This is a genomic window from Nostoc sp., assembly GCF_036916735.1.
Classification (GTDB): Bacteria; Cyanobacteriota; Cyanobacteriia; order Cyanobacteriales; family Nostocaceae; genus Nostoc.
On sequence record NZ_JBALFV010000084.1, the window covers coordinates 59,915 to 80,638 of the forward strand.

Sequence of the window (20,724 nt, forward strand, 5' to 3'; positions counted from 1 at the left end):
ACTAATGACTAATGACTAATAACTATAAGGATTCTGTGGTTGAGGAATCTTTTTGAGAGAGGTAGCGGCAATGGTAAGTTGGCGTTTACCTGCCAAATTTTCTGTTACCATTTGTCCTTCTACTTCCAGCCATGTGTCAGGGGAATAAGTTTCTTGATTGTTTGGGAGTTTGACGGGTAATCCCACAGGGTAAGCATCTGCTGCACAGCAAGTTAAGACAAATCGCGCTAAAAACAAATATTCTTTTCCTATATCTGGCGGGTGGATGACAAATCCCTCTACCTTGACTTTTTGCCCTGTATATGTATCTGGTTCTGGATAGACATTAACAGTGCGTACCCAGTCTACAAGCGATCGCTCCTCTGGACGAACAGTAGCTCGAAAGGCTTGGGGTTTGACGCGTGTGCTTCCCAATAAATCAGCTGTCACACCCCTTTGAAGTGCTTTGTCACTAGCAAAAACTTGCGGTGTAATGAGAAAACCTAGAATCGCTGTAGTCAACAACAAACTACTGCCCCAACCAGGGGGAAATAAACTAATATGCTGAGTATTTGGCATAACATCACGGCGACGCCGTTGCCAAAGTTCCTGCATCTTAAATAAACCTATAATAATGAAGCTAATACCAGTCACGATCGCCAACCAAATGTAATTTGGGTGAATTAACAGGTTCAGCTTGTTAGTTAGCCAATATCTCAACATCAAAATGCCCCAAGCTGTAATTGCTAAAGCATCCAGCCAAGGGAGTAACAGATTAGGAATTTTAGATTTGGAATTTTTGTTAGTCATTGGTCATGAGTCATTGGTCATTAGTCATTGGTCATGAGTCATTGGTCACTTGTAACTTGTACTGCCCTTCTCTTCTTAGGCTGCGCCCTAAGCGTAGCTATGCCGCAGGCTTTACGACTACGCTCAGGAACCGCGACTTGCCTTGAGCGTAGTCGAAAGGAGTCGAAGTATTAGTTATTAAACAAAGGACAAAGGACAGATGACTAATGACAAATAGTTTTTTAAAAGACGTGCAAATTCAGAAAAAGTGTGAATACAAATGTCAATTGTGCTGCTAAAGCAAATAAGTAAAAGATAGTTTTGGGTTTAAAAATAGATAACATCAAACCAACACTTTTGATGTCAATCATTGGGCCAAACACCAGAAATGCTAACAATGAACCACTGCTAAAGGTTGAGGCAAAAGATAGTGCAAAAAAAGAATCGACTGTAGAACAAATTGACACCACTACAGCTAATATCAGCATGACCACAATTGAAGTAATCGGGCCAGCACCCAAACTGAGAATTAATTCACGCGGAGCTAGCACTTGAATAGCAGCAGCGATCGCACTTCCTAAAATCATCACTCCGCCTAATTCTCGCAATTCTTGGATGCTATTATCCACAACTAGGCGCAGTTTAGCTGCAATAGGTTTATCGGAGGTAGAGATTAAGGTAGGCGGTACTAAATTCGCATCTATTCGCAGAGGTATACCTGCTTTTCCTCCTAAGATATAAGTCCCAGACTGTAACAGATTCAGTACTGTTGCTTCCTGTTGTACTTGGGAACGTTTACCACGGCCTTTGGTTTGGGGCTGTGTGGGCGGATTATACTTCATATACCGAGCGATCGCAGGTTGGACTATGGGATTTAAGTCCTTTTGAAAACTGAAAACAAACCCGATAATTGTAGCAATTGCTAAAGAAAATACGACTCGTAAGACTACTATTTCTGGCTGATCTCGAAATGCTGTCCAAGTTGCCCAAATTACAACTGGGTTAATTGTTGGTGCTGCTAGCAAAAAACCAATTGCGACTGGCATAGGTACTCCCTGAATTAAGAACCGCCGCGCTACAGGTACATTCCCGCACTCACACACCGGAAATAAAAAGCCGATCATGCTGCCAACTAAAGCACCCAACAACGGATTTTTGGGCATTTTTTCTACTAATTTGCGCTCATTAACAAAAAACAGCAGCAAACTGGAGAGTAAAACCCCAAGAAGCAAAAAAGGCATCGCCTCGACTAGCAGACTTAAAAATATCGTAAAACCATTGTTCAATTCATTCATGGGCGTCGCAGTCAAAAGCGGTTTTTAGTTTTAGGGTTCTGCCTAGTCATTCTATCGAAATGGGGATCAAAAGCAGTTCGGGAAAATTAAACATTATTTGAGTAGCAAGTTGTCCTACGTTTCAAGTAGCGTTTAAACGCTATAAACCTTTGCTTTAGCCAAGATAACAATATTTACCTGAGTGCATTTACTGACGATGACCATTTATAAGATTGTCTCAGTTCAATAATTGTTCCATTTTAGAGGGCAAGTAGCTGCATAGATGATTTTAAATTAAGCTATGCTTATACTTACAGTAATTTGCTGGAGAAGATATTAGCTCGGCTGGATTTTCATCAAGGATTCACAATTATTCAACAATTAAGGAACACTCTTGCTTGCAACCAAGATTGATTTTGGCTGGTTTTAGCAAAATTTGATCTGGGCTTTGGTTGATTTTTTACTATAAAAAATCTAAAAATGCAAGATTAAATTTTAGCAAACAATCTAAAAATCACTATCAGGCTAGAAACCTGGACGGTAGTCACTAGTACCGCAAGGCGGAAGTCAAAAGTTAACACTGAGCGACTTGCCTTGAGCTTGTCTTGAGCTTGTCCTAAGCTTAGTCGAAGGGCGTAGCCTCTGGTAGAGTTGGGCGCAGTCGAAGTATGCCCCCTGCCTCTAAAACGATGGGATATTTTTTTATTTGGAAGTCCCTTATCACCTTAATACTACTAGGATGCGATCGCACTTTTTAGCATGTATCATTCAATTACCCGACTTCTTGAAATGGTTGAGTAACTGGTTTTCGCTGTTAATTACGTTTTGTGGAGTTCCCCAAATCTTGATTTGTCGATCAAATCCACCACTGGCAAGAATTTTACCATCAGGACTAAAAGCGATCGCACTCACCCAGTCTGTATGTCCGCTCAGTGTATTTATTAACTCACCTGTAGTTAAATTCCACAATTTAATTCCATCTTTACCTGCACTAGCAAGAGTTTGTCCATCGGGATTAATGGCGATTGCATTCACCCAGTTATTATGTCCTGTGAGGGTGCGGACTAATTCTCCAGTATTAATATTCCATAGTTTAATCGTGCGATCGCGGCTTGCACTAACTAATGTTTGTCCATCTGGTGTAAAGCTTACACTGCTAACAACATTATCATGAGCGACAAATTCACTGATTAATTTACCAGTACTCAAATTCCACAGCTTGATTACACCCTTATTGTCACCACTAGCTAAGGTCTGCCCATTAGGACTAAGGGCTAGGGTATAAATCAGATTATCAAAACGTACTAGAATACCAAGTGGGCGCTGCTGTAGCAAATCCCATATCCGAATCCCATCTAAAGCTCCACTAATGAGAACTTTACTATCAGGAGACACCACTAAAGATAATACGTTACTGGTATGTCCGACAAAAGAGCGGGTAAATTTAAAATTTTTCAGGTTCCAGAGGTTAATCGTATTATCATCACTACAGCTAGCGAGGGTTTGCCCATCTGGTGAAATCACTAAAGATTCTACGGCTGTTTGATGTGCTTTGTTAATATTCGCCAATTTTTTGCCATTTGCTGGGTTCCACAGGCGAATTACACCCTCGTTTTCTGCACCTCCACTGACAAGAACTTTGCTATCTGGACTGAAAGCGAGAGATTTAACAGTTCCGTTATGTCCTATGAGTGTGTGAAGTAGTTGGGCATTAGCAAAGCTGTTGGTAGTTTGGGAGTTTGGCGTTACCTCAATGGCAGCATAAGCTTCATGAATATGAAACCCTTGCCAGGTAGCTACTGGAAGGGCAGCAGCTGTTATAAACGCCAGGATAATATACGGGCGTAGAAAATTACCCCCACCTCTTCCCTCACTACTCACTCTTTTTCCTCACTTTTATAGATACGGTGACTCCAATCAATTTTGCAGAGTTATTTCAGTAATAATTCTGCACTTCCTACAGAGGTGGTTTTTTCTTAGAAACGCTTAACATTGGTAAAGGCGCACTACTAGAAGAACGAGAGGGCAAATAATGTTGCACTACAGGTTCCTCTGGTAGAGGACGACGTTGCTGAAAACGCCACAACTTAAAAGCCAGCGCTATCCCTGTTGTTCCCAAACCAAAAGCGAACAACGACCAGCTATCATTCAATCCGCCAATCAGGGCATCCATAGCGCCCATCGTCATCAATACACTGATTAGTGGCTCTTTTCGGTAGGTTGACTTCAAAAAACGAGGTAATACAGCATTCATCACAGCTTGGTTGGTTCCAGTTCACCTTTTGTGTATATTTACTAAGAATACCTCACCCATAATTTGCCTTTCTCATCCAAGGCAGCTAGTAATTAGATTTTTTTTAGTAGGGGAGGAAGTGGACTTCATATCGCCTTGTATATATTAGTAGACAATGGGGGAACTTTGCCTACCTTTAACTACGGGATTTTACTCCTTGTCAAATCTTGTTAATTGACATAGTAGCTGGATGGATTTTTGCCCTACCGTAGTAGTTGCAAGTCTATAATATTTGTATCACTAATAAATAGTTCGATTCCTCTCTTGCTTACATTCTAGGGCAAGAATTTACGAATAAGTCTAATTTAAAGTATCTAAGGTAAAGTATTTGGCTATCAATTGTTAAAGTCAAAACCAACTGGTTGTTCCAGCTGGTTGAAATACTTTTAATTACTAGTTTACAACTCCTACCTTGTGCTTGTTAATCGCATTACTTCAGACCCAGCCATGATAGCACCCCTTGATTGGTGACGTATTCAATCACCAGCAGCAAAGCGAAGCCAATCATTGCAGCTCGACCATTTAAGCGTTCAGCATATTCATTAAAGCCAAACTTAGGCTCCTCTAATTTAGGTGTAATCGTTGGTTGTGTTTGTGTCATTTTTAAAAAACCTTTTTTCGGCAAACGGGACTTGATATTAGCTTCGCAGCAGTTGTCGAAGATAAGCGGCAAAGGTTAAAAGAATGGAGTTGTTCTTTTACCTTTAACTCTTACCCTACACTTGGTAGTTTATCTGACTTTTCACGCAGGAAAACCTCTCTCTAAATCTTTCTCCTAAAAGGAGAGATACTTTGAATTTTCCCGTTCGCCATCGAGAAGGGAGTTAAGGGTTGATTATTCTTGGGATTTTCCAGATAACGTGAAAAGTTAGGGTAGCTTAAAAGCTGATTGCAGTGCTTGAATGTCAAGATGACTTGATAAATTCAGCAAATGCTTTCTAGTAGGGAGCTATACAATCACACTTTTAATAAATTGTTACTATTCTTTATATATTGTATAAATACTGGGGCAATAGTCAAGGGTAAGAGTTTGCGGCTACTCAAATTAAATTGAGAAACTTAGGACACAGATTAATTATCTCTAATACAGCTATCTGTAATAGACCAGTCGTAATCCGAAAGTAGAAAGCTTGAAATTCGCAGGCTACAGTTAAACAAAAAAATTATCAGAGGCGATATATGGAAATAGGTGTTCCCAAGGAAAATAAAGATCAAGAATTTCGGGTAGGTTTAAGTCCTTCTAGCGTGCGGGTACTTCAAGAAAATGGTCATAGTATCTTTGTCGAGACGCAAGCAGGTAATGGTGCTGGATTTTCAGATGACGACTACAGAAGTGCTGGAGCTGAAATTGTCCCTACATCAGAGACGGCTTGGAATCGGGAATTAGTTGTTAAGGTCAAAGAGCCTCTAACATCTGAGTATAAATTTTTGCAGAAAGGGCAGATATTATTTACTTATTTACATTTAGCAGCCGATCGCAAATTGACAGAGCATTTAATTGATTGTGGCACAACTGCGATCGCCTACGAAACTGTAGAACAACCTGGTGTTAATAGACTACCCTTGCTCACCCCCATGAGCATTATTGCCGGTCGGCTAGCAGTACAATTTGGGGCTAGATTCTTAGAACGTCAACAAGGTGGTAGAGGAGTTCTTTTAGGCGGTGTACCCGGAGTCAAACCAGGTAAAGTAGTAATTTTAGGTGGCGGTGTAGTTGGCACAGAAGCAGCTAAAATTGCTGTAGGCTTGGGTGCGATCGTGCAGATTTTAGATGTGAGTGTCGAGCGCTTATCTTACCTAGAAACCCTCTTTGGCTCTAGAGTTGAATTGCTTTACAGCAACTCAGCCCATATTGAAGCCGCAGTCATTGAAGCCGATTTGCTCATCGGTGCAGTTTTAGTATTGGGACGGAGGGCACCAACACTAGTATCCCGCGAGTTGGTCAGACAAATGCATCCTGGTTCTGTAATAGTTGATGTAGCCGTTGACCAAGGTGGTTGTATAGAAACTTTACACGCCACATCTCACACAAACCCGGTATACGTTGAAGAGGGCGTGGTGCATTATGGCGTTCCCAATATGCCAGGAGCAGTACCTTGGACAGCAACCCAAGCACTCAATAATAGTACATTACCTTATGTTGTCCAGTTGGCGAATTTGGGAATTATGGCATTGGAAGTTAACCCAGCATTGGCTAAGGGTGTGAATGTGCAGAATCATCGCTTAGTTCATCCTGCTGTGCAACAGGTATTCCCTGATTTAGTGAATTAAGGTATGCAAGTGTTAGGCGATCGCTTATTTTAATAGTGATAGCTCTCGGTAACTAAACTAATTTTCTTGCCAAATGCGCGGATGGGTAGGTGTACAAAATGAGAAGGGGTAAAGAAGCTGTACGCTCCATCTATACAAGACTTTGAGGGCAATGGTACTTTCAACCCATCCGCGCACCTTATGGAGACTGGTTTTCAGCGTTTTGCATCTTGTAATATCACTATTCCCTGTGTTATGATTCGTTCATTCGCGCAACTGAACCTTGAAAACCAAATACAGCAGCGCTTTCAGAAGCCAGCGATTGCAATTAACTAAAATCCCTATTAGGGATTGAAACCATAATCAGTTTGGGAAATAAGTACCTGCCTAGAATTGCAATTAACTAAAATCCCTATTAGGGATTGAAACAAAGAGTAACTGGAGAGCGCATCTGGAGGGTAAGGGATTGCAATTAACTAAAATCCCTATTAGGGATTGAAACCGGTGAGCGAGTTGTGACCAGTGAGGGATTACCGATTGCAATTAACTAAAATCCCTATTAGGGATTGAAACATACCTTCCTTCATCTGTGCCAATTTCGCGAATTTTAGATTGCAATTAACTAAAATCCCTATTAGGGATTGAAACGAAAAAACTTTCTGAGCGTGAGGACAATCCACTGCAATTGCAATTAACTAAAATATGTATTAAATGGATCGCCTTTTCAACCCAACAATTCGTCTACAGCTACACTAAAACCCAGTAATACTTTTTGAGTGCTAACAACATCACCAGCTTTAAACCCGCAAATCTGATTATCAGTCATTACCAAAACTAACCGACTTTCAGGAAATAGTAGCCAAACTTCCTTACAACCTGACTGCAAATACTCCTGTGCTTTAAGAAATAATTCTTCAGCTAAATCGGTGGGTGAAACTATCTCAGCAATCAAAGGGAAACTCTGTGGCAAAGTGGGAACATCACCAAACTCAGTTACCAACTCAGGCGTTAGATAAGCTACATCAGGACGACGACCCTGTTTATATGTACGACAAGGTACTTCAGTGTAAACTTTCCCGCCTTGTTGATTGGAGTTAATGTAACTTCTCCAGTAAAAACCAATATTTAATTGAGTTTCGCTATGTTTTAATGTCATCCCTGTTTTTTCTACTAGTTGCTCATCTACCCACTCCATACCCTCTGGAGGATTTGCCATGAAGTCTTTTAATGAGAGAATTTCGGGGACAGTTACAACATCATTGTATTTGGAAACTAACATTGTGAGCCTCCATTTTGGCTTGTTAAACATTCAAAAATCAAAATTAGGGAAACTTAGATAAGAAGATTTAAACCCTAACTGAAATAGTAGTATCGAAGCGATCGCCTCACTTTTAGTAATCAACAATATTACCCCAAGCTAGTAGTAAAATCAACTTTTTAAAGCATTACTAAACTACTTTGTGCTTCTTCTTCTAATTCATAACCATTAGCCAATTTTTCAATTGCTTGGTCAATCATTGCCAAACCTTGATCTACTCTTTCAACTAAACTTAGCTGTCCTCGGAGTTCAGCAGCACCAACGAAACCTTTAGCATACCAAGTCATGTGCTTACGGGCTTGACGCACACCGCGATCGCCTTTATATTCCCACAAGGCTTGTAAATGATCTCTTGCACATTCCAAACGCCCAATTGGGGTAGGTGGTGGTAATATCTCCCCAGTTTTTAGGAAGTGATCGATTTCTCCCACCAAAAATGGATAACCTAAAGTTCCACGGGAACACATCACACCATCAGCGCCAGTTTGCTCTAAACATTTCACTGCTGCTTCAACAGAAAAAATATCTCCATTCCCAATCACAGGGATAGAAAGCACTTCTTTTACACGGGTAATCCATTCCCAACGGGCATTACCGTTGTACCCTTGGGCGCGGGTGCGTCCGTGGACTGTGATCATTTTCGCCCCGGCATCTTCCATGCGCTTGGCAAAGTCGAGAATAGTAATTTCGTTATCATTCCAGCCAATACGGGTTTTTACTGTCACAGGTACATCAACAGCTTTCACCACTTCCCGCACAATTGCCTCTGCTACTTCCGGTTGTCGCAACAACGAAGAACCGCCACCATTTTTAGTGATTTTATTTACCGGGCAACCCATATTAATATCAACAGTATCAGCACCTTCTGTAACTGCTTTTATTGCTGCTTCTGCCAGGAAATCTGGACGACAATCAAATAGTTGAACGCTAATTGGGCGTTCATTTGGGTCTACCTCCATGATTTTGGGTAACTGCTTGACATAATGCAAACCCGTAGCATTCACCATTTCGGTATACATCATCGAATCTGGCGCATAGCGACGCACAAGACGGCGAAATACCAGATCCGTCACCCCAGATAGAGGTGACTGGAGAACCCGACTTTTTACCTCAAATGAGCCAATTTTTAAGGGTTGAGAGAGTCTAGCTTGGAGAACGGGAGAGAGCGAAATCATAGAAAAAATTAAAAATTGTAGGAACCAAAGATAGCTAGGATATTTAAAGATATTGTTTATTTTCGTTGATGTATCTTGACTTAGAGGCTATTTTTGCAGCTTACCGAACTTATTCAACTCTAAATCCAACGCCTGCACGATTTGTTTGGCTGTTAACCCCAACACCAATAATTAAGATATAGCTTCTAATTTAGCTTTCATGCGTCCTTTTTACCATGCCTTCCTCTCTCAATACAGTTTGGATAAGCTCTTGAGGAAAGAGAGTTAAGTAGTTGGACAGAATTAATTACACAACATCATTGCGAATGGAGCGTAAAGCCTTCTCTACGAGAGGCTGCGCCAACGGCATAGCTTCCCTTGCAATCACTGTAAATAATTTTGTCTAATACTATTTCTTTGTAAGGCTGCACCAAATCCTTTTAACTCCATTCTTTCTTTGTGTCCATATCCTACGGGAAGCCACTTCGTTTCGTGTCTATGCGTCCTTTGTAGTAGCCTGCGGCAAGCCAATGCAGCGTCTACGTTTTTCTTTCTTATCCTTAAACATGGTTTAGCGCATCTTCATACAGAATTAATATAACTACTTATTAAGCAATTTCTCTTCCCCTACTTCTCTTCTCTCCCTGCTCAAGAAGTGCTCGCCTCAATAGATAACTTTGTTAACCGAACCGTATAATCTTTGAGCGGCTCCTTAAAGGTTTTGACATTATCAGAAACAACAATTCCACCTGGTCGGATCAACGGATCGAGAATTTTTAATACATCCAAGGCTAAGTGCGTCCAACCATCGATCAATACCAAATCAACTGTTTGATTAAAGGTTTTTAGTGTTTTTAAAGCATCGCCTTCTTGAATATTCACATAGGTTTCTAGTCCAGCTTCGGCAATATTTTTTCTGGCTTGCACGACTTTCTCATGCACAATTTCGGTACCAAGAACAATGCCGCCACCATTGTCTTTTACAGCAGTTGCTAGATAAATTGTAGAAATTCCAAATGAAGTACCAAACTCAACAATAGTTTTGGCATTAATTGCACGGGCTATTAAATACAAGAATTCTCCTTGGTCTGGTTCAATGGGAATGTATTTATCGTTGTAATATTCAGTTTTTGTCCGATCCCACTTAATGCCCTTACCCAAAAATAAGCCTGGAAGCTTTGGCAAGTAGTGGAGAATTAATCCAGGAAATTGCTTATTAGCTTCTGCGTGCAATCGATTTAAAACAGTTTTAACTTTCGCGTCGTTGAGTGCGCTTGGTTTGGATAATTTGCTCATAGTTATCAATAATTAGATTATTTTAAGGTAAATACTCCGTATTTCTTGAATACTTTACCTGCTTCAAGCTTGTCTACACCCTCAACGATCGCAATTAAATCACCGCTAGCAGTTAAAATGCGAAAGTTTCCTTTTACAGTCTCAAACTTGTATTGTTGTGGTTGCCCTGCCAAGGAAATTCTATCCTGAGACTTGGTGAAATTTTGAATTCGAGCATAATCAGCATCTCCTTTACCAACATAAAACGGTTCAGCTTTGGGGTTAGCAACAGTAATGAAGCTACCCAACAGAAATTCATTCCTTGAACCTTTAGTTGCAATTAAAGTATCGACCTCACCAACGCCCAAAGTTTTCGGACGTATGGGAAACTGACCTTTCTTATTTGATACAATTTGAAAGTTTACACCAGTCAGGTCAGGAGATTGACCAAAGCCAGTCACTGTATCATTGCCACTAGTGCCTGTGAAGTATCCTTCAATCGCTTCTCCTTGGGGATTTTTGCCATACTGCCCTACTTTTTCATAGTGATCTAAGGCAGATTTGAATTTTCCTGCTTGAATTAATTTGACAACATCGGGATTTGCCAGCAGATAAATTTCTGAGTTGAAACCAGCTTTTTCCTGATTCTCTATCTCAGTTGCGGAGATTTGACTTGCAGTGGATTGATTCGCTATAGGTGGTTGAGGTGTTGATTGACAAGCAACGGCGATCGCACTACTGGTAATTAACAAAGCACTGAATAAAAATGGTTTCATTGTAATTATCTGGTTAATGATTAACAACTAATAAAATGTTTGAGCAGCATCAATGATGGTGAAGGATTATATACACATCAGCCTAATGACAGGGCTAAAACTTTGGTTTCAATAATCAAACCTGCATTGCGAAAGTAGGGCAGTTTGGCAATCCAAGGAATCCATCGCAGGGCATTAAGTCGATGGGGATAACGATAATTTTCCTGCACTAATGAAACCACCTGGGCGATCGCTAATCCCATTCCATCGAGATCGTGTTCATTTTTAACAAACCACTGCATTGGCGCGTTTAGTTCTGCCAACCATTTAGCGACTTTTCCTTTACTCGCACCTCCCACGACATCAAACATGAATATGGCGTTAGGAAACCGTTGACGTAATTGATTAATTAATTGCTGGACTTGCTCAACAGTAAAGTACATGAGCAATCCTTCGGCAATAATTAATAGATGCTCGGATGGGCAATTTGATAACTCGTCCATCCAGCCAAAATCTAAGGCAGAACGACTGATGAAACGATGCTGTTGTGTTTCACTATCCAACTGACGACGCAGATTTGTTACTTCAGGCAAATCTAGATCAATCCAGCATTTGCAGCCTCGCCCAACTCGGTAATAACGGGTCGATAATCCAGCGCCAAGTTCGACTACAACGGCATCAGCATAGCTGGCAATGTGTCGCCGAGCAACTTGATCGAACGCATTTGCCCGTACTGCCCAACTGAGTTGAGAAAGCGGTTGATAAAAGCGATCAAGAGCGGTGTCCCAAGCGATCGCTTGCCACCATTCAAACACTTTGGGATCGCGAAACAACGCACCAACCTCGCGTTGATGTTCATCCACCCGCGCGCGGGTAGTCATCAGCATAGTACGCGGAACACCTGTAAGTTTTGTCTTAATTTGAGTCATATTAATAAATGGTTCCGTGGGGTTAAAACTGCACCGAAACCGAGCCAATCACTGTGAATGGTTCACCAAAATTGTTACCTCCGCTTCGCAGATTCCCTACACTACTTTCGATGTAATTGACATCAGTAAGATTTTTGAAGTTAAGGCCAAATTGCCAATTATAACGCCGATAAAAAACTGCTGCATTGGTAATGAAATAACCATTTACCTGATAGCTATTAGCTAAATTTCCCTGTCTTTCACCAACATAATTAAATCCAACTCCCACCCCTAAACCCTGTAAATTACCGCGCTGAATTTCATAAGTTGTCCACACACTGGCACTATTTTTGGGAACACCATATAACCTATTGCCAACCAATTCGGGATTGGTATCAGCAGTGACTTCAGCATCAATGTAGGCGTAGTTAGCGATGATCTTCCATCCCGGCAATATTTCTCCTGCGACATCAAACTCAACCCCACGACTGCGCTGTTCTCCAGATGCGATAGATGCAAGGGGGAAGTTGGGATCTGTGACCGGCACATTTTGTTTGGTAATGTCAAAATATGCCAACGTGGCAAACAGTTTACCGTCTAGAAACTCGGTTTTGACGCCAAACTCATACCCCTTACCCCGTTCCGGTTCCAGGAGTTGACCTGTTTCTGTATTTGTCGTATTGGGGGTGAAGGATTCTGAGTAACTGGCGTACAAAGATACAGCTTTGCTCGGTTGGTAAAGAATCCCCACACGCGGAGTAAAAGCATCATCATTTTGAGTCGTCTCACCCGGTTGTGTCACCTGCCCCGGCAGGTTGACTGTTTTTGATTCTATAGTGTCGTAGCGGATGCCTGCTAAAAGCTTTAAATTCTCAAACAGCGAAATCTGATCTTGCACATAGAATCCCCAGCGATTGGATGTTGTATCAGTGCCGCCAAAAGGCGGTAATGTATCCTCGCTGGGTTTAGCCACTCCGTAAACCGGATTGAAAAGATTCAACGGTTGGGGAGTAAAATCAAACACTGTGAAAACGTTTGTAGCACTATGAATGTAGTCTGCACCGAATAAAAGAGTGTGATTGATAGAACCCGTAGCAAACTCACCCACGACGTTGGCTTGCAGGGTATAGTTATCGTCCTGCCCTTCTTGCTGGGCAAAGAAGCGATTTACCGTACCTGTTGCCTCTTCAAAAGAAAGGGGAAGGGCAACAACGTTGAAATCGTAGTCATAGGAGGAATAGCGAAAAGCATTCATTGCGGAATTTCCAATTCCGACTGAAGCGATGTTCCAAGTTATAGCCAACATTTAGATATTCATTTGTCACCGCATCACTAGGTTCGGTGGCAATGCGATCACGTGGAACATTAACAATCCTGTTGCCAATAGCTGGCAGATCAAAATCAGCAGGGCGATTATTGTCGAGATATTCCAGCGAAATTCCTAAATCGGTGCGATCGTCTATTTTCCAAGCAAGTGTCGGCGCAATAAAAATTCGCCGATCTTCCTGATCAAAGTTGCTAAAGCTGTCCAATCTCTGATACAACCCATTCAGGCGGTAGAGTACTTTACCATCAGCACTTAAAGGGCCAGAAAAGTCAAAGCGGGGTCGAACCAAACCCCGGCTTCCCACTTGTAATTCTGTTTCGTAAAACGGCTGGGACAAAGGCTGCTTAGACACCGCATTAATCAATCCTCCGGGTTCAATCGCACCATACAAGATGGATGCCGGCCCCTTGAGAACTTCAATCCGCTCCAAATTCGCTACTTCTAAAGGCGCTTGAACAACGCCATAGCGTCTAAATCCATCGTGCAGAATCGCGGCATCAGTAAAGCCTCGAATGCTGAAATCCGCACCAGCCCTGTTGCTTGCACTTCCTTGGTAAGTGACACCACTGACATTGCGGAGCGCTTCTTCTGTGCGTGTGACTTGCTGATCTCGAATTATTTCTTGAGGAACTACCTGAATTGAGAATGGAATATCCCGGATCGGGGTATCAGTTCCAGTGGCAGTAGAGGCATTTGGTACACGATACTCGTCTTGCTCTCCCGTCACCACCAATTCAATAGGTTCATCAGTTTGTGAGTTAAGTGGTTGCTCTGGCTTGGTTTGAGTTCCTGGCTGTTGTGGTGCTGGCGGTTGCTGTGGCGTCTGTGCTGAAGATGTAACTGGTGTTAACCCGAAAATCAAACCTTCATCGCTATCAAACAACTCAACAATAGGTAAACCCACCTCACCCGTTACTGTTACTCGGATAGTATTGGCATCCAGATTTACTACTGTTATCTCACTAAGGCCAGCAATTGGCTTATCCGAACGGAATGTAAATGCTTCGCTTGATGGAAGGCGCAGTTGAGCATTGGGAATATCGGTGATAAAGCTATTGCCAGTACTGCGGTTTACCACTTGCAACTGTTGACCAATGGAAGTCTGTAAAATAATCTCCACGCCCTTATTAGAGGTAGGATTTGCCTTGACTCCTGTCACTTGCACAATTTCATTGGTAGGCGCTGTTTCTGGGGTTGACGATTGAGAGAGCAACTGTTTGACATTCCTAATTGGGTATGAAATCTCGCTCAATTGCTTAATTTTTGTTGTAGTGGGGTTTGAATTTTGCCCACCCTGCATTGCTTGGTTATTCTTCTGCTCGATCACGCATACAGATTGTGCCATCAACAATGGCAAGAAACTCATCACTAACGACAATACAACATTAGACGACAACCGCTTAATTCTCACAATTATTCCTCACACTCCAGTATTTAACTCTTAATTTAAGTGCGATCGCATTATTAACGAAGCCTACCAAACTATGGCGATCACGTGATTACATCTATCCCTCATGCCAATTTTATATGAGGGAGCATAAAACTATAGAATACGGTGAGAATTTTCAGAAATTCCTTAATGCTCTATCCCAACAACTGCATGATGATATGGCCTTGATGCAATGGAATTTTCATATAATTCATCCACACAAAGACAGTTAGGCGTATAACGATCAAGTTGTATGATCAACAAAGTGCCAAACTGCCCAGTTGCGATGTCCAGTAGCCAAATTTGCTTGATTGACTACCGCACAGGTAGACTCTTTCCCTCTGCTCCAGAGGGGACAGTGCTATATTCTAGTGCTAGCGCAGGTTGGCGGGGTATTATGGTCGAGTTTCATCGCATTCCATCGACTGAATTTCCCCAACATTATATCGAGGGACATCGCTTGATGGTGCATATCGGCGCACCCACAATTTTTGAATGGAAAGAGGGCAATAAATGGCGGCAGACGCGATTGCAGGTGGGAGATTTCTGCTTGCAAAGTCATGGCGAAATCAATACCCCTCGCTGGCACAACCCTTTAGAAATTCTAGCGATCGCCCTTGATCCAGAGTTTGTCAACCAGATTTTTCACGATACTAAAGCCCCTGATAAAATTGCTTTTCAGCAGCAGAGGGGTGGATTTGATCCGGTGATTGCTCAGTTTGCAACCCGGATGAGCCGGGAGTTGGAGTCAGGATACGGTGGTGTACTTTATAGCGAATCAATGGGACTAGCTTTTGCGTTGCACCTGCTCGAACAGTATAGTGATCGCACGGTCAATCTGACTCGACCGCGCGGCAAACTGTCATCGGTGCAACTGAGGCAGGTACTTGACTTTATTCACGACCATCTTACAGGTGAACTGAATTTAGTTGATCTGGCAGCCCAAGCGAATCTGAGTGCCTATCACTTTGCTCGCTTGTTCAAACAGTCGATCGGACTGACTCCCCATCAATATGTGCTGCAAAATCGCGTGGAGCGGGCAAAGAGGCTGATTGAAATTTCAGGTAATCCAACCTTAACTGACATTGGCTTTCAAGTAGGCTTTTATGATCAGGCGCACTTTACTAAAGCCTTCAAGCAACTAGTGGGCGTTTCCCCTAAAGCATTTGCTAAAGCGATTAGCACTTCGGATAACTTTGCAGATGCAAACTGAGCAAGAATTTACAATTTCTCAAACGCGGCTGCTTGTTACTTTGATTTCAAGTGGATGAACAAACTTGAGACAACAGTAAAGGAAAGCAGCGATGACAGACAACATGCGTCGTCGAATTTTGGCTTTGGGAGCTGTGGGTGCAGCAAGTCTGGTAGGTGTGTTTACTTCTAGTAAAGCAAACGCCAACACTCAGATTCCGCCTGCACCAGAAACGACAACTCACTCGAATGGAAAATTTGCACAGAAGGTAGTGTTGATCACAGGCGCAACCTCTGGTATCGGCGAAGGTACTGCTTATGCATTTGCCCGCGAAGGCGCAAAGGTATTCTTCTGTGGTCGGCGCGAGAATTTGGGCAAACAGGTCGAAGCCAAAATTAAGGCTTTTGGCGGTGAAGCCACATATATGCGAGCTGATGTCCGACGAGAACAAGAGGTCAAGGCATTAGTTGAAGCTTGTGTGAGCAAATATGGCAGGTTGGATATTGCCTTCAATAATGCTGGCATTCTCAACCCGAAGTTTGCCAGACTGCATGAGCAGCCCACAGCAGACTTTCTCGACACTCTACAGACAAACGCTGTAGGTGAATTCCTTTCGTTGAAGTATGAGATTGCACAAATGCTCAAGCAGGGTGCGGGCTGCATCGTCAACATGGCTTCCGTTTCAGGACACAAGGGATATACAGAAATTGGCCCTTACAGTGTCAGTAAGCACGCTGTTGTTGGACTAACCAAAGTTGCAGCATTGGAATATGCTAAAGACAATATTCGGATTACTTCAATCTCGCCTGGTGGTGTTGATACACCGATGTTGCGTCGAGCGCGTGAACAGCGTGGACAGACATTTGAGCAAGGCTCAAAGGCAATTCCCATCGGGCGCACCAACACGGTCGAAGAAATGGCACGGGCTGTGATGTTTTTAGTATCTGATGAAGCTTCGGCATTTCATGGTTCGCTGGTCGATGTCACCAGCGGAATCTTAGATTAGCAAAAGTGGCACTGAATGGGATTGGGGAAGCGATGAAACCACCGTACACCAAATATTTAATACCTACGTTGATGCAGGCGGCAACTTTATTGACACGGCAGACTCATATACAAACGGTATAACCACAAGAAAAGCAGTGCGATCGCATTATCATCGAAGCCTACTAAACTATGGCGATCGCTTTACTAACATCAATCTCTTACTTTCGGTAAAACAATATAGCTGTTCAGTTGTTTATTAAATATCATCACTTATTTAGAAATCCTCTCTTGATTTAATCAGAATAATTATTGATAAAGCAGGACATAAGTGGTTATGCAAAATTATTTATGTCATTGCAAACGAAGTGAAGTAATCCTAAAACCTTGTGATTGCTACTCTTCAAGAACGCTTTCAGCGAACGTTTTGCTTCGCTACAATTGTCAAATTTTATTTACAAAGAGAGATGACAGACAGCAAGATTTCACTTTTATGGTTCACTCATGATGTATTATTGGGATTTGCCCGTTGCGATTTCACCGTGAAATACTACTGATAAAAATTAGTAAGCCGACGGCAAATCAGCAGTCGGCTTGGCAAATTCATAATGATTCAGTTGCAATTTAGCCGTGAGTTGCACCTTGAGGAGGACGCGAGACAACCTTTTTAGCTAAACCCAAAGTCTGCAAAACTAGGATGCTCCACCAAGTAACATCAATTTCCCACCAAGAAAACCCAGATTTTGCCATGTGGGGATAAGTATGATGGTTGTTGTGCCATCCTTCTCCGTATGTGACAAGGGATACCCACCAAAGATTACGAGCGCCATCATTGGCATCAAAGGTGCGATAACCCCACAGATGTGATGCGGAGTTCACAAACCAGGTTGAGTGCCAAAGCAATACACACCTGACAAACACTCCGTAGAATACAAAAGGCCATCCCCCTAAAGCATAAAGCAGCAGCCCGAAGGGTATTTGTAACAGCAAGAAGTAGCGATCCAGCCAACAATAATAGGGTTGTCTTGCTAGGTCAGGGGCATATTTTTTATAGGTTTCATAGTCGAAAAATTCTGGGCGCGGGTAGAAAATCCACAGGATATGGCTCCACCAAAAGCCTCTTTGGGCAGAGTAGGGGTCTAAATTGATATCTTCTGTGTGGGCGTGATGCTGGCGGTGTCCACCTACCCAAAAAATTGGCCCCCCTTGCAAAGCCAGCGCTCCAATGAGGGCGATCGCATACTCTAACCACTTGGGAACCTGGAAACTCCGATGGCTCAGTAGTCGGTGATATCCCAAACAAATACCAATGCTCCCGAATAACCAGTGCAGAAACACTAGCAAACCTAATGCTGGCCAGGAGAAAAACCAAGGAGCCAGAAGTGCTAAAGCATGAAATGCAGCAAAAAATACTACATTTGTCCAACTGAGTTGAGGTGAGTTGCCTCTCTCAGGAGCGATGGCTTTGCCAACGCCTTTGGCGAACGCCCCAAAATTTGCGGTCATAAAAATTCCTGTTGATGGATGATAAAGCGATTTGCTTTTTCTTGGGCATAATCCCACAGAGATTTACCCGCCCTGTATACTAGTTCGTTACAGTAAAGTAAAGCAAGTATCACTTACATTTGTTATGCTAGCAGAACTCTGATATCCGTGCAAGTGCCACTTGCATTTTTCTATGTCATCTCAACTCCTTTCAACTCGTCAACGCCTGATTCAAGCTGCACTTGAGTTGTTTTCTGCTCACGGAGTCAGCGCTACCACAACCCGCCAAATTGCTGAAAAAGCCGAAGTCAACGAAGTGACTCTATTTCGGAATTTTGGCAATAAGCATGGACTGCTTTTAGCTGTGCTGGAAGAGTCCGCAGCCTTCAAGGATTTAGGTGAGTCGCTGGTGCGGCGGGCAACGCCTCCTGGCAATGTCTACCAAGCTCTTAAAGATTATGCAAGTGATAGCTTACATGCATTAGAACAAGTACCAGAGTTTGTCCGATCTGTGGTGGGTGAAGCCGACCAATTCCCGGCAGAAAATCGCCGCGCACTAGGTAGGGGAGTAACTGAAGCAAACCGTTATGTAGCTCAGTATTTAGCTACTGTAATCCAGCAAGGACACCTAAATACCTATTTACCCGCAGAAAAATTAGCAAGTTTGCTCAACGGGATGATTTTGGGATATGCAGTAATTGAGTTCACCAGCGAATTTCACGAACTTTGGGAGGATCGGAATGATTTTCTCGAAAATTTGGTGGAGTTGTTTTTACATGGAGCCATGTCACCCTCAGCAGAATCAGCAATAAATTCCTTACAAGGCGGGTTCACCACCACAGAAGTAGCTGATTTGCCAGCTAGTTTAGTTCACGAAATTCTGCAACAGTCTAAAAAATTTGGAGTACGAGATTATGCCTTGGCTTACGTATTATTTGGGGCTGGGTTATCCGCCACAGAAATAATTAGCTTGGAGCGATCGCACCAAATCTACGATACTCAAGGGCACTTCCTGCAAATCACAATCCCCGGATTTGTCCGTCAAGTCCCTGTGAATCAGTGGATTTTGGGCAAACGCTACGGTTCTTTTACCAATAATCCCTTAATCAAATGGCTGAAAAGTCGTAAAGATGCTCAAACAGCGATGTTTCTGAATGAAACAGGTACACCCATCTCAGAATCAGAGCTTGAGACACGTTGGCAAGTATGGAGTGAAGGGCTATTAACTCCCCAAGGACAAACACCAGTGATCGTCCAAGCACAACAAACCTGGCGCGTAGAAATGTTAATGCGGGGGATTACCTTAGAAAACCTGAGTATTTTCACAGCTTGCGATCGCACCCAATTACAATCCTATGCCCGCCGAGCCAAAGAAAAAGCCGCCCTAGAGCAAGCGACTCGTTTGGATCATAAGCCAGGATAGGGAGTGGGGGACTTCCAATTAAAAAAATATTCCATCCCTGCCCCCTGCCCCCTCTCCCCCAATCCCCACTGGGCTTCGCCCCGCTTCGCTAACGTGGGGGCCCCGAGTCCCCCTGCCCCCTGCTCCCTTGCCTCTTTTGACTGATTTAATTTAACTCTCAGATGAGGATTGGGTGTTGCTCGAACGGCGTGATAATTTCTTGCGTGACTTGCCTCCCGCCTGGACATATTGCAAACTGTCTTTGCCATAATGCGTTCCCACACTCATTAACATCTTTTCAGAATAGCCGCCCAATTCTTCTTCAATTAGAGAGAGGCGACCTGCCATTTCATCTATGCTAGAGAGTAAAGTGTTGTAGGTTGATAGCTGGGTTTGCAAGTTTTGGATGTGGCTGTCGTAGTTTGTCAAATTTAATCCGTTGCCAAATTCTAGCGTCGGGCTAATCGATCGCATTCCTGCAATTCGACGGAGAGCCTTTTCTAGAGTGGGTGAACTGCGTTTTAGTCGTGCCATAAAATGCGCTCCTGAAGGAAGTTATAGGATTACTGCATGTACTCTAGCCAATGCAACAATAAACTTCTCTGAGAAATAATTCGGAAAAATTAAAGCAAATTAAGATCGACCATTATATTTTTAGTGGATTGTACTGAGGCATTTATTTAAATTGTCAAAAAAGTAACATTAAATAAGCAACAGATACCTCAAAGTCATGTTGAGGTACTTCAAAGTTGTGTTGAGGTACTTCAAAGTTGTGTTGAGGTACTTCAAAGTTATGTTGAGGTACTTCAAAGTTGTGTTGAGGTACTTCAAAGTTGTGTTGAGGTACTTCAAAGTTGTGTTGAGGTACTTCAAAGTTGTGTTGAGGTACTTCAAAGTTGTGTTGAGGTAC

20 protein-coding genes and 1 CRISPR repeat array are annotated in these 20,724 nt (G+C 42.6%); of the genes, 5 read left to right on the forward strand and 15 right to left on the reverse strand.

Annotated elements, in window-relative coordinates; all coding sequences use genetic code 11:
• Positions 1 to 15: 15 nt before the first annotated feature.
• The 5 genes from V7L20_RS19100 to V7L20_RS19120 form a co-directional block, all read right to left on the reverse strand.
• Positions 16 to 789, reverse strand: coding sequence for a TIGR03943 family putative permease subunit (locus tag V7L20_RS19100; RefSeq protein ID WP_334745595.1), 774 nt, complete (start codon positions 787 to 789; stop codon positions 16 to 18).
• A 221-nt stretch (positions 790 to 1,010) separates the two neighbouring features.
• Complete coding sequence (locus V7L20_RS19105; protein WP_334745596.1) at positions 1,011 to 2,063, reverse strand: permease; 1,053 nt, start codon at positions 2,061 to 2,063, stop codon at positions 1,011 to 1,013.
• A 747-nt stretch (positions 2,064 to 2,810) separates the two neighbouring features.
• Positions 2,811 to 3,923 carry a WD40 repeat domain-containing protein gene (locus V7L20_RS19110; RefSeq protein ID WP_334745597.1) on the reverse strand — a complete coding sequence of 371 codons (1,113 nt, stop codon included), beginning with the start codon at positions 3,921 to 3,923 and terminating at the stop codon, positions 2,811 to 2,813.
• 76 nt (positions 3,924 to 3,999) lie between these two features.
• Complete coding sequence (locus tag V7L20_RS19115) at positions 4,000 to 4,296, reverse strand: hypothetical protein (protein WP_334745615.1); 297 nt, start codon at positions 4,294 to 4,296, stop codon at positions 4,000 to 4,002.
• 469 nt (positions 4,297 to 4,765) lie between these two features.
• Positions 4,766 to 4,936, reverse strand: coding sequence for a chlorophyll a/b-binding protein (locus V7L20_RS19120; protein WP_094331136.1), 171 nt, complete (start codon positions 4,934 to 4,936; stop codon positions 4,766 to 4,768).
• Between the two features lie 578 nt (positions 4,937 to 5,514).
• Between V7L20_RS19120 and ald the strand changes: the two genes are divergently transcribed.
• The gene (ald, locus tag V7L20_RS19125) at positions 5,515 to 6,606 is read left to right on the forward strand and encodes an alanine dehydrogenase (protein ID WP_334745598.1); all 1,092 of its coding nucleotides are present in this window, start codon (positions 5,515 to 5,517) and stop codon (positions 6,604 to 6,606) included.
• Between the two features lie 300 nt (positions 6,607 to 6,906).
• Positions 6,907 to 7,233: direct repeats of the CRISPR family, unit length 37 nt; unit sequence ATTGCAATTAACTAAAATCCCTATTAGGGATTGAAAC.
• A gap of 76 nt (positions 7,234 to 7,309) precedes the next feature.
• Here the strand turns inward: ald and V7L20_RS19130 are convergent.
• The 7 genes from V7L20_RS19130 to V7L20_RS19160 all read right to left on the reverse strand — a co-directional run bounded on the left by V7L20_RS19130 (position 7,310) and on the right by V7L20_RS19160 (position 14,733).
• The gene (locus V7L20_RS19130) at positions 7,310 to 7,864 is read right to left on the reverse strand and encodes a Uma2 family endonuclease (RefSeq protein WP_334745599.1); all 555 of its coding nucleotides are present in this window, start codon (positions 7,862 to 7,864) and stop codon (positions 7,310 to 7,312) included.
• Between the two features lie 158 nt (positions 7,865 to 8,022).
• Positions 8,023 to 9,078, reverse strand: coding sequence for a tRNA dihydrouridine synthase DusB (gene dusB, locus V7L20_RS19135; RefSeq protein WP_334745600.1), 1,056 nt, complete (start codon positions 9,076 to 9,078; stop codon positions 8,023 to 8,025).
• A 627-nt stretch (positions 9,079 to 9,705) separates the two neighbouring features.
• Positions 9,706 to 10,353 (reverse strand): O-methyltransferase, encoded by a 648-nt coding sequence (locus tag V7L20_RS19140; RefSeq protein ID WP_334745601.1) that lies wholly within the window; start codon positions 10,351 to 10,353, stop codon positions 9,706 to 9,708.
• 17 nt (positions 10,354 to 10,370) lie between these two features.
• Positions 10,371 to 11,108, reverse strand: a complete 738-nt coding sequence (locus V7L20_RS19145) for a hypothetical protein (RefSeq protein ID WP_334745602.1) — start codon at positions 11,106 to 11,108, stop codon at positions 10,371 to 10,373.
• A 77-nt stretch (positions 11,109 to 11,185) separates the two neighbouring features.
• Positions 11,186 to 12,016: a class I SAM-dependent methyltransferase gene (locus tag V7L20_RS19150; protein ID WP_334745603.1), complete on the reverse strand. Its 831-nt coding sequence runs from the start codon at positions 12,014 to 12,016 to the stop codon at positions 11,186 to 11,188.
• Between the two features lie 22 nt (positions 12,017 to 12,038).
• Positions 12,039 to 13,250, reverse strand: a complete 1,212-nt coding sequence (locus V7L20_RS19155) for a TonB-dependent siderophore receptor (protein WP_334745604.1) — start codon at positions 13,248 to 13,250, stop codon at positions 12,039 to 12,041.
• Positions 13,222 to 14,733 carry a TonB-dependent receptor plug domain-containing protein gene (locus tag V7L20_RS19160; protein WP_334745605.1) on the reverse strand — a complete coding sequence of 504 codons (1,512 nt, stop codon included), beginning with the start codon at positions 14,731 to 14,733 and terminating at the stop codon, positions 13,222 to 13,224. The genes V7L20_RS19155 and V7L20_RS19160 overlap by 29 nt, the downstream gene beginning before the upstream one ends.
• A 271-nt stretch (positions 14,734 to 15,004) precedes the next feature.
• Here V7L20_RS19160 and V7L20_RS19165 point away from each other — a divergent pair, with 271 nt between their 5' ends.
• The 3 genes from V7L20_RS19165 to V7L20_RS19175 all read left to right on the forward strand — a co-directional run bounded on the left by V7L20_RS19165 (position 15,005) and on the right by V7L20_RS19175 (position 17,190).
• Positions 15,005 to 15,964 (forward strand): AraC family transcriptional regulator, encoded by a 960-nt coding sequence (locus tag V7L20_RS19165; protein ID WP_334745606.1) that lies wholly within the window; start codon positions 15,005 to 15,007, stop codon positions 15,962 to 15,964.
• A gap of 91 nt (positions 15,965 to 16,055) precedes the next feature.
• A complete protein-coding gene (locus tag V7L20_RS19170; RefSeq protein WP_334745607.1) occupies positions 16,056 to 16,949 on the forward strand; it encodes an SDR family NAD(P)-dependent oxidoreductase in 894 nt (297 codons plus the stop codon).
• Complete coding sequence (locus tag V7L20_RS19175) at positions 16,945 to 17,190, forward strand: aldo/keto reductase (RefSeq protein ID WP_334745616.1); 246 nt, start codon at positions 16,945 to 16,947, stop codon at positions 17,188 to 17,190. Before V7L20_RS19170 ends, V7L20_RS19175 begins: the two co-directional genes overlap by 5 nt.
• A gap of 361 nt (positions 17,191 to 17,551) precedes the next feature.
• On the opposite strand, the gene V7L20_RS19180 is transcribed toward V7L20_RS19175, so the two are convergent.
• A complete protein-coding gene (locus tag V7L20_RS19180) occupies positions 17,552 to 18,433 on the reverse strand; it encodes an acyl-CoA desaturase (RefSeq protein WP_334745608.1) in 882 nt (293 codons plus the stop codon).
• 172 nt (positions 18,434 to 18,605) lie between these two features.
• Between V7L20_RS19180 and V7L20_RS19185 the strand changes: the two genes are divergently transcribed.
• Positions 18,606 to 19,835, forward strand: coding sequence for a TetR family transcriptional regulator (locus V7L20_RS19185; protein WP_334745609.1), 1,230 nt, complete (start codon positions 18,606 to 18,608; stop codon positions 19,833 to 19,835).
• A 150-nt stretch (positions 19,836 to 19,985) separates the two neighbouring features.
• On the opposite strand, the gene V7L20_RS19190 is transcribed toward V7L20_RS19185, so the two are convergent.
• Together V7L20_RS19190 and V7L20_RS19195 are read right to left on the reverse strand one after the other, a co-directional pair.
• Positions 19,986 to 20,348: a hypothetical protein gene (locus tag V7L20_RS19190; protein WP_334745610.1), complete on the reverse strand. Its 363-nt coding sequence runs from the start codon at positions 20,346 to 20,348 to the stop codon at positions 19,986 to 19,988.
• A gap of 154 nt (positions 20,349 to 20,502) precedes the next feature.
• On the reverse strand, positions 20,503 to 20,724 hold a 222-nt coding region (locus V7L20_RS19195), incomplete at its 5' end, for a hypothetical protein (protein ID WP_334745611.1).

What these genes read in the sequence shown, in the direction of transcription:
- V7L20_RS19115 (WP_334745615.1), bottom strand. Translation starts at nt 4,296, where the DNA reads ATGAATGCTGTATTACCTCGTTTTTTGAAGTCAACCTACCGAAAAGAG.
- V7L20_RS19120 (WP_094331136.1), bottom strand. Translation starts at nt 4,936, where the DNA reads ATGACACAAACACAACCAACGATTACACCTAAATTAGAGGAGCCTAAG.
- V7L20_RS19150 (WP_334745603.1), bottom strand. Translation starts at nt 12,016, where the DNA reads ATGACTCAAATTAAGACAAAACTTACAGGTGTTCCGCGTACTATGCTG.
- V7L20_RS19155 (WP_334745604.1), bottom strand. Translation starts at nt 13,250, where the DNA reads ATGAATGCTTTTCGCTATTCCTCCTATGACTACGATTTCAACGTTGTT.
- V7L20_RS19170 (WP_334745607.1), top strand. Translation starts at nt 16,056, where the DNA reads ATGACAGACAACATGCGTCGTCGAATTTTGGCTTTGGGAGCTGTGGGT.
- V7L20_RS19165 (WP_334745606.1), top strand. Translation starts at nt 15,005, where the DNA reads ATGATCAACAAAGTGCCAAACTGCCCAGTTGCGATGTCCAGTAGCCAA.
- V7L20_RS19130 (WP_334745599.1), bottom strand. Translation starts at nt 7,864, where the DNA reads ATGTTAGTTTCCAAATACAATGATGTTGTAACTGTCCCCGAAATTCTC.
- V7L20_RS19145 (WP_334745602.1), bottom strand. Translation starts at nt 11,108, where the DNA reads ATGAAACCATTTTTATTCAGTGCTTTGTTAATTACCAGTAGTGCGATC.
- ald (WP_334745598.1), top strand. Translation starts at nt 5,515, where the DNA reads ATGGAAATAGGTGTTCCCAAGGAAAATAAAGATCAAGAATTTCGGGTA.
- V7L20_RS19105 (WP_334745596.1), bottom strand. Translation starts at nt 2,063, where the DNA reads ATGAATGAATTGAACAATGGTTTTACGATATTTTTAAGTCTGCTAGTC.
- V7L20_RS19100 (WP_334745595.1), bottom strand. Translation starts at nt 789, where the DNA reads ATGACTAACAAAAATTCCAAATCTAAAATTCCTAATCTGTTACTCCCT.
- V7L20_RS19140 (WP_334745601.1), bottom strand. Translation starts at nt 10,353, where the DNA reads ATGAGCAAATTATCCAAACCAAGCGCACTCAACGACGCGAAAGTTAAA.
- V7L20_RS19180 (WP_334745608.1), bottom strand. Translation starts at nt 18,433, where the DNA reads ATGACCGCAAATTTTGGGGCGTTCGCCAAAGGCGTTGGCAAAGCCATC.
- V7L20_RS19185 (WP_334745609.1), top strand. Translation starts at nt 18,606, where the DNA reads ATGTCATCTCAACTCCTTTCAACTCGTCAACGCCTGATTCAAGCTGCA.
- V7L20_RS19190 (WP_334745610.1), bottom strand. Translation starts at nt 20,348, where the DNA reads ATGGCACGACTAAAACGCAGTTCACCCACTCTAGAAAAGGCTCTCCGT.
- dusB (WP_334745600.1), bottom strand. Translation starts at nt 9,078, where the DNA reads ATGATTTCGCTCTCTCCCGTTCTCCAAGCTAGACTCTCTCAACCCTTA.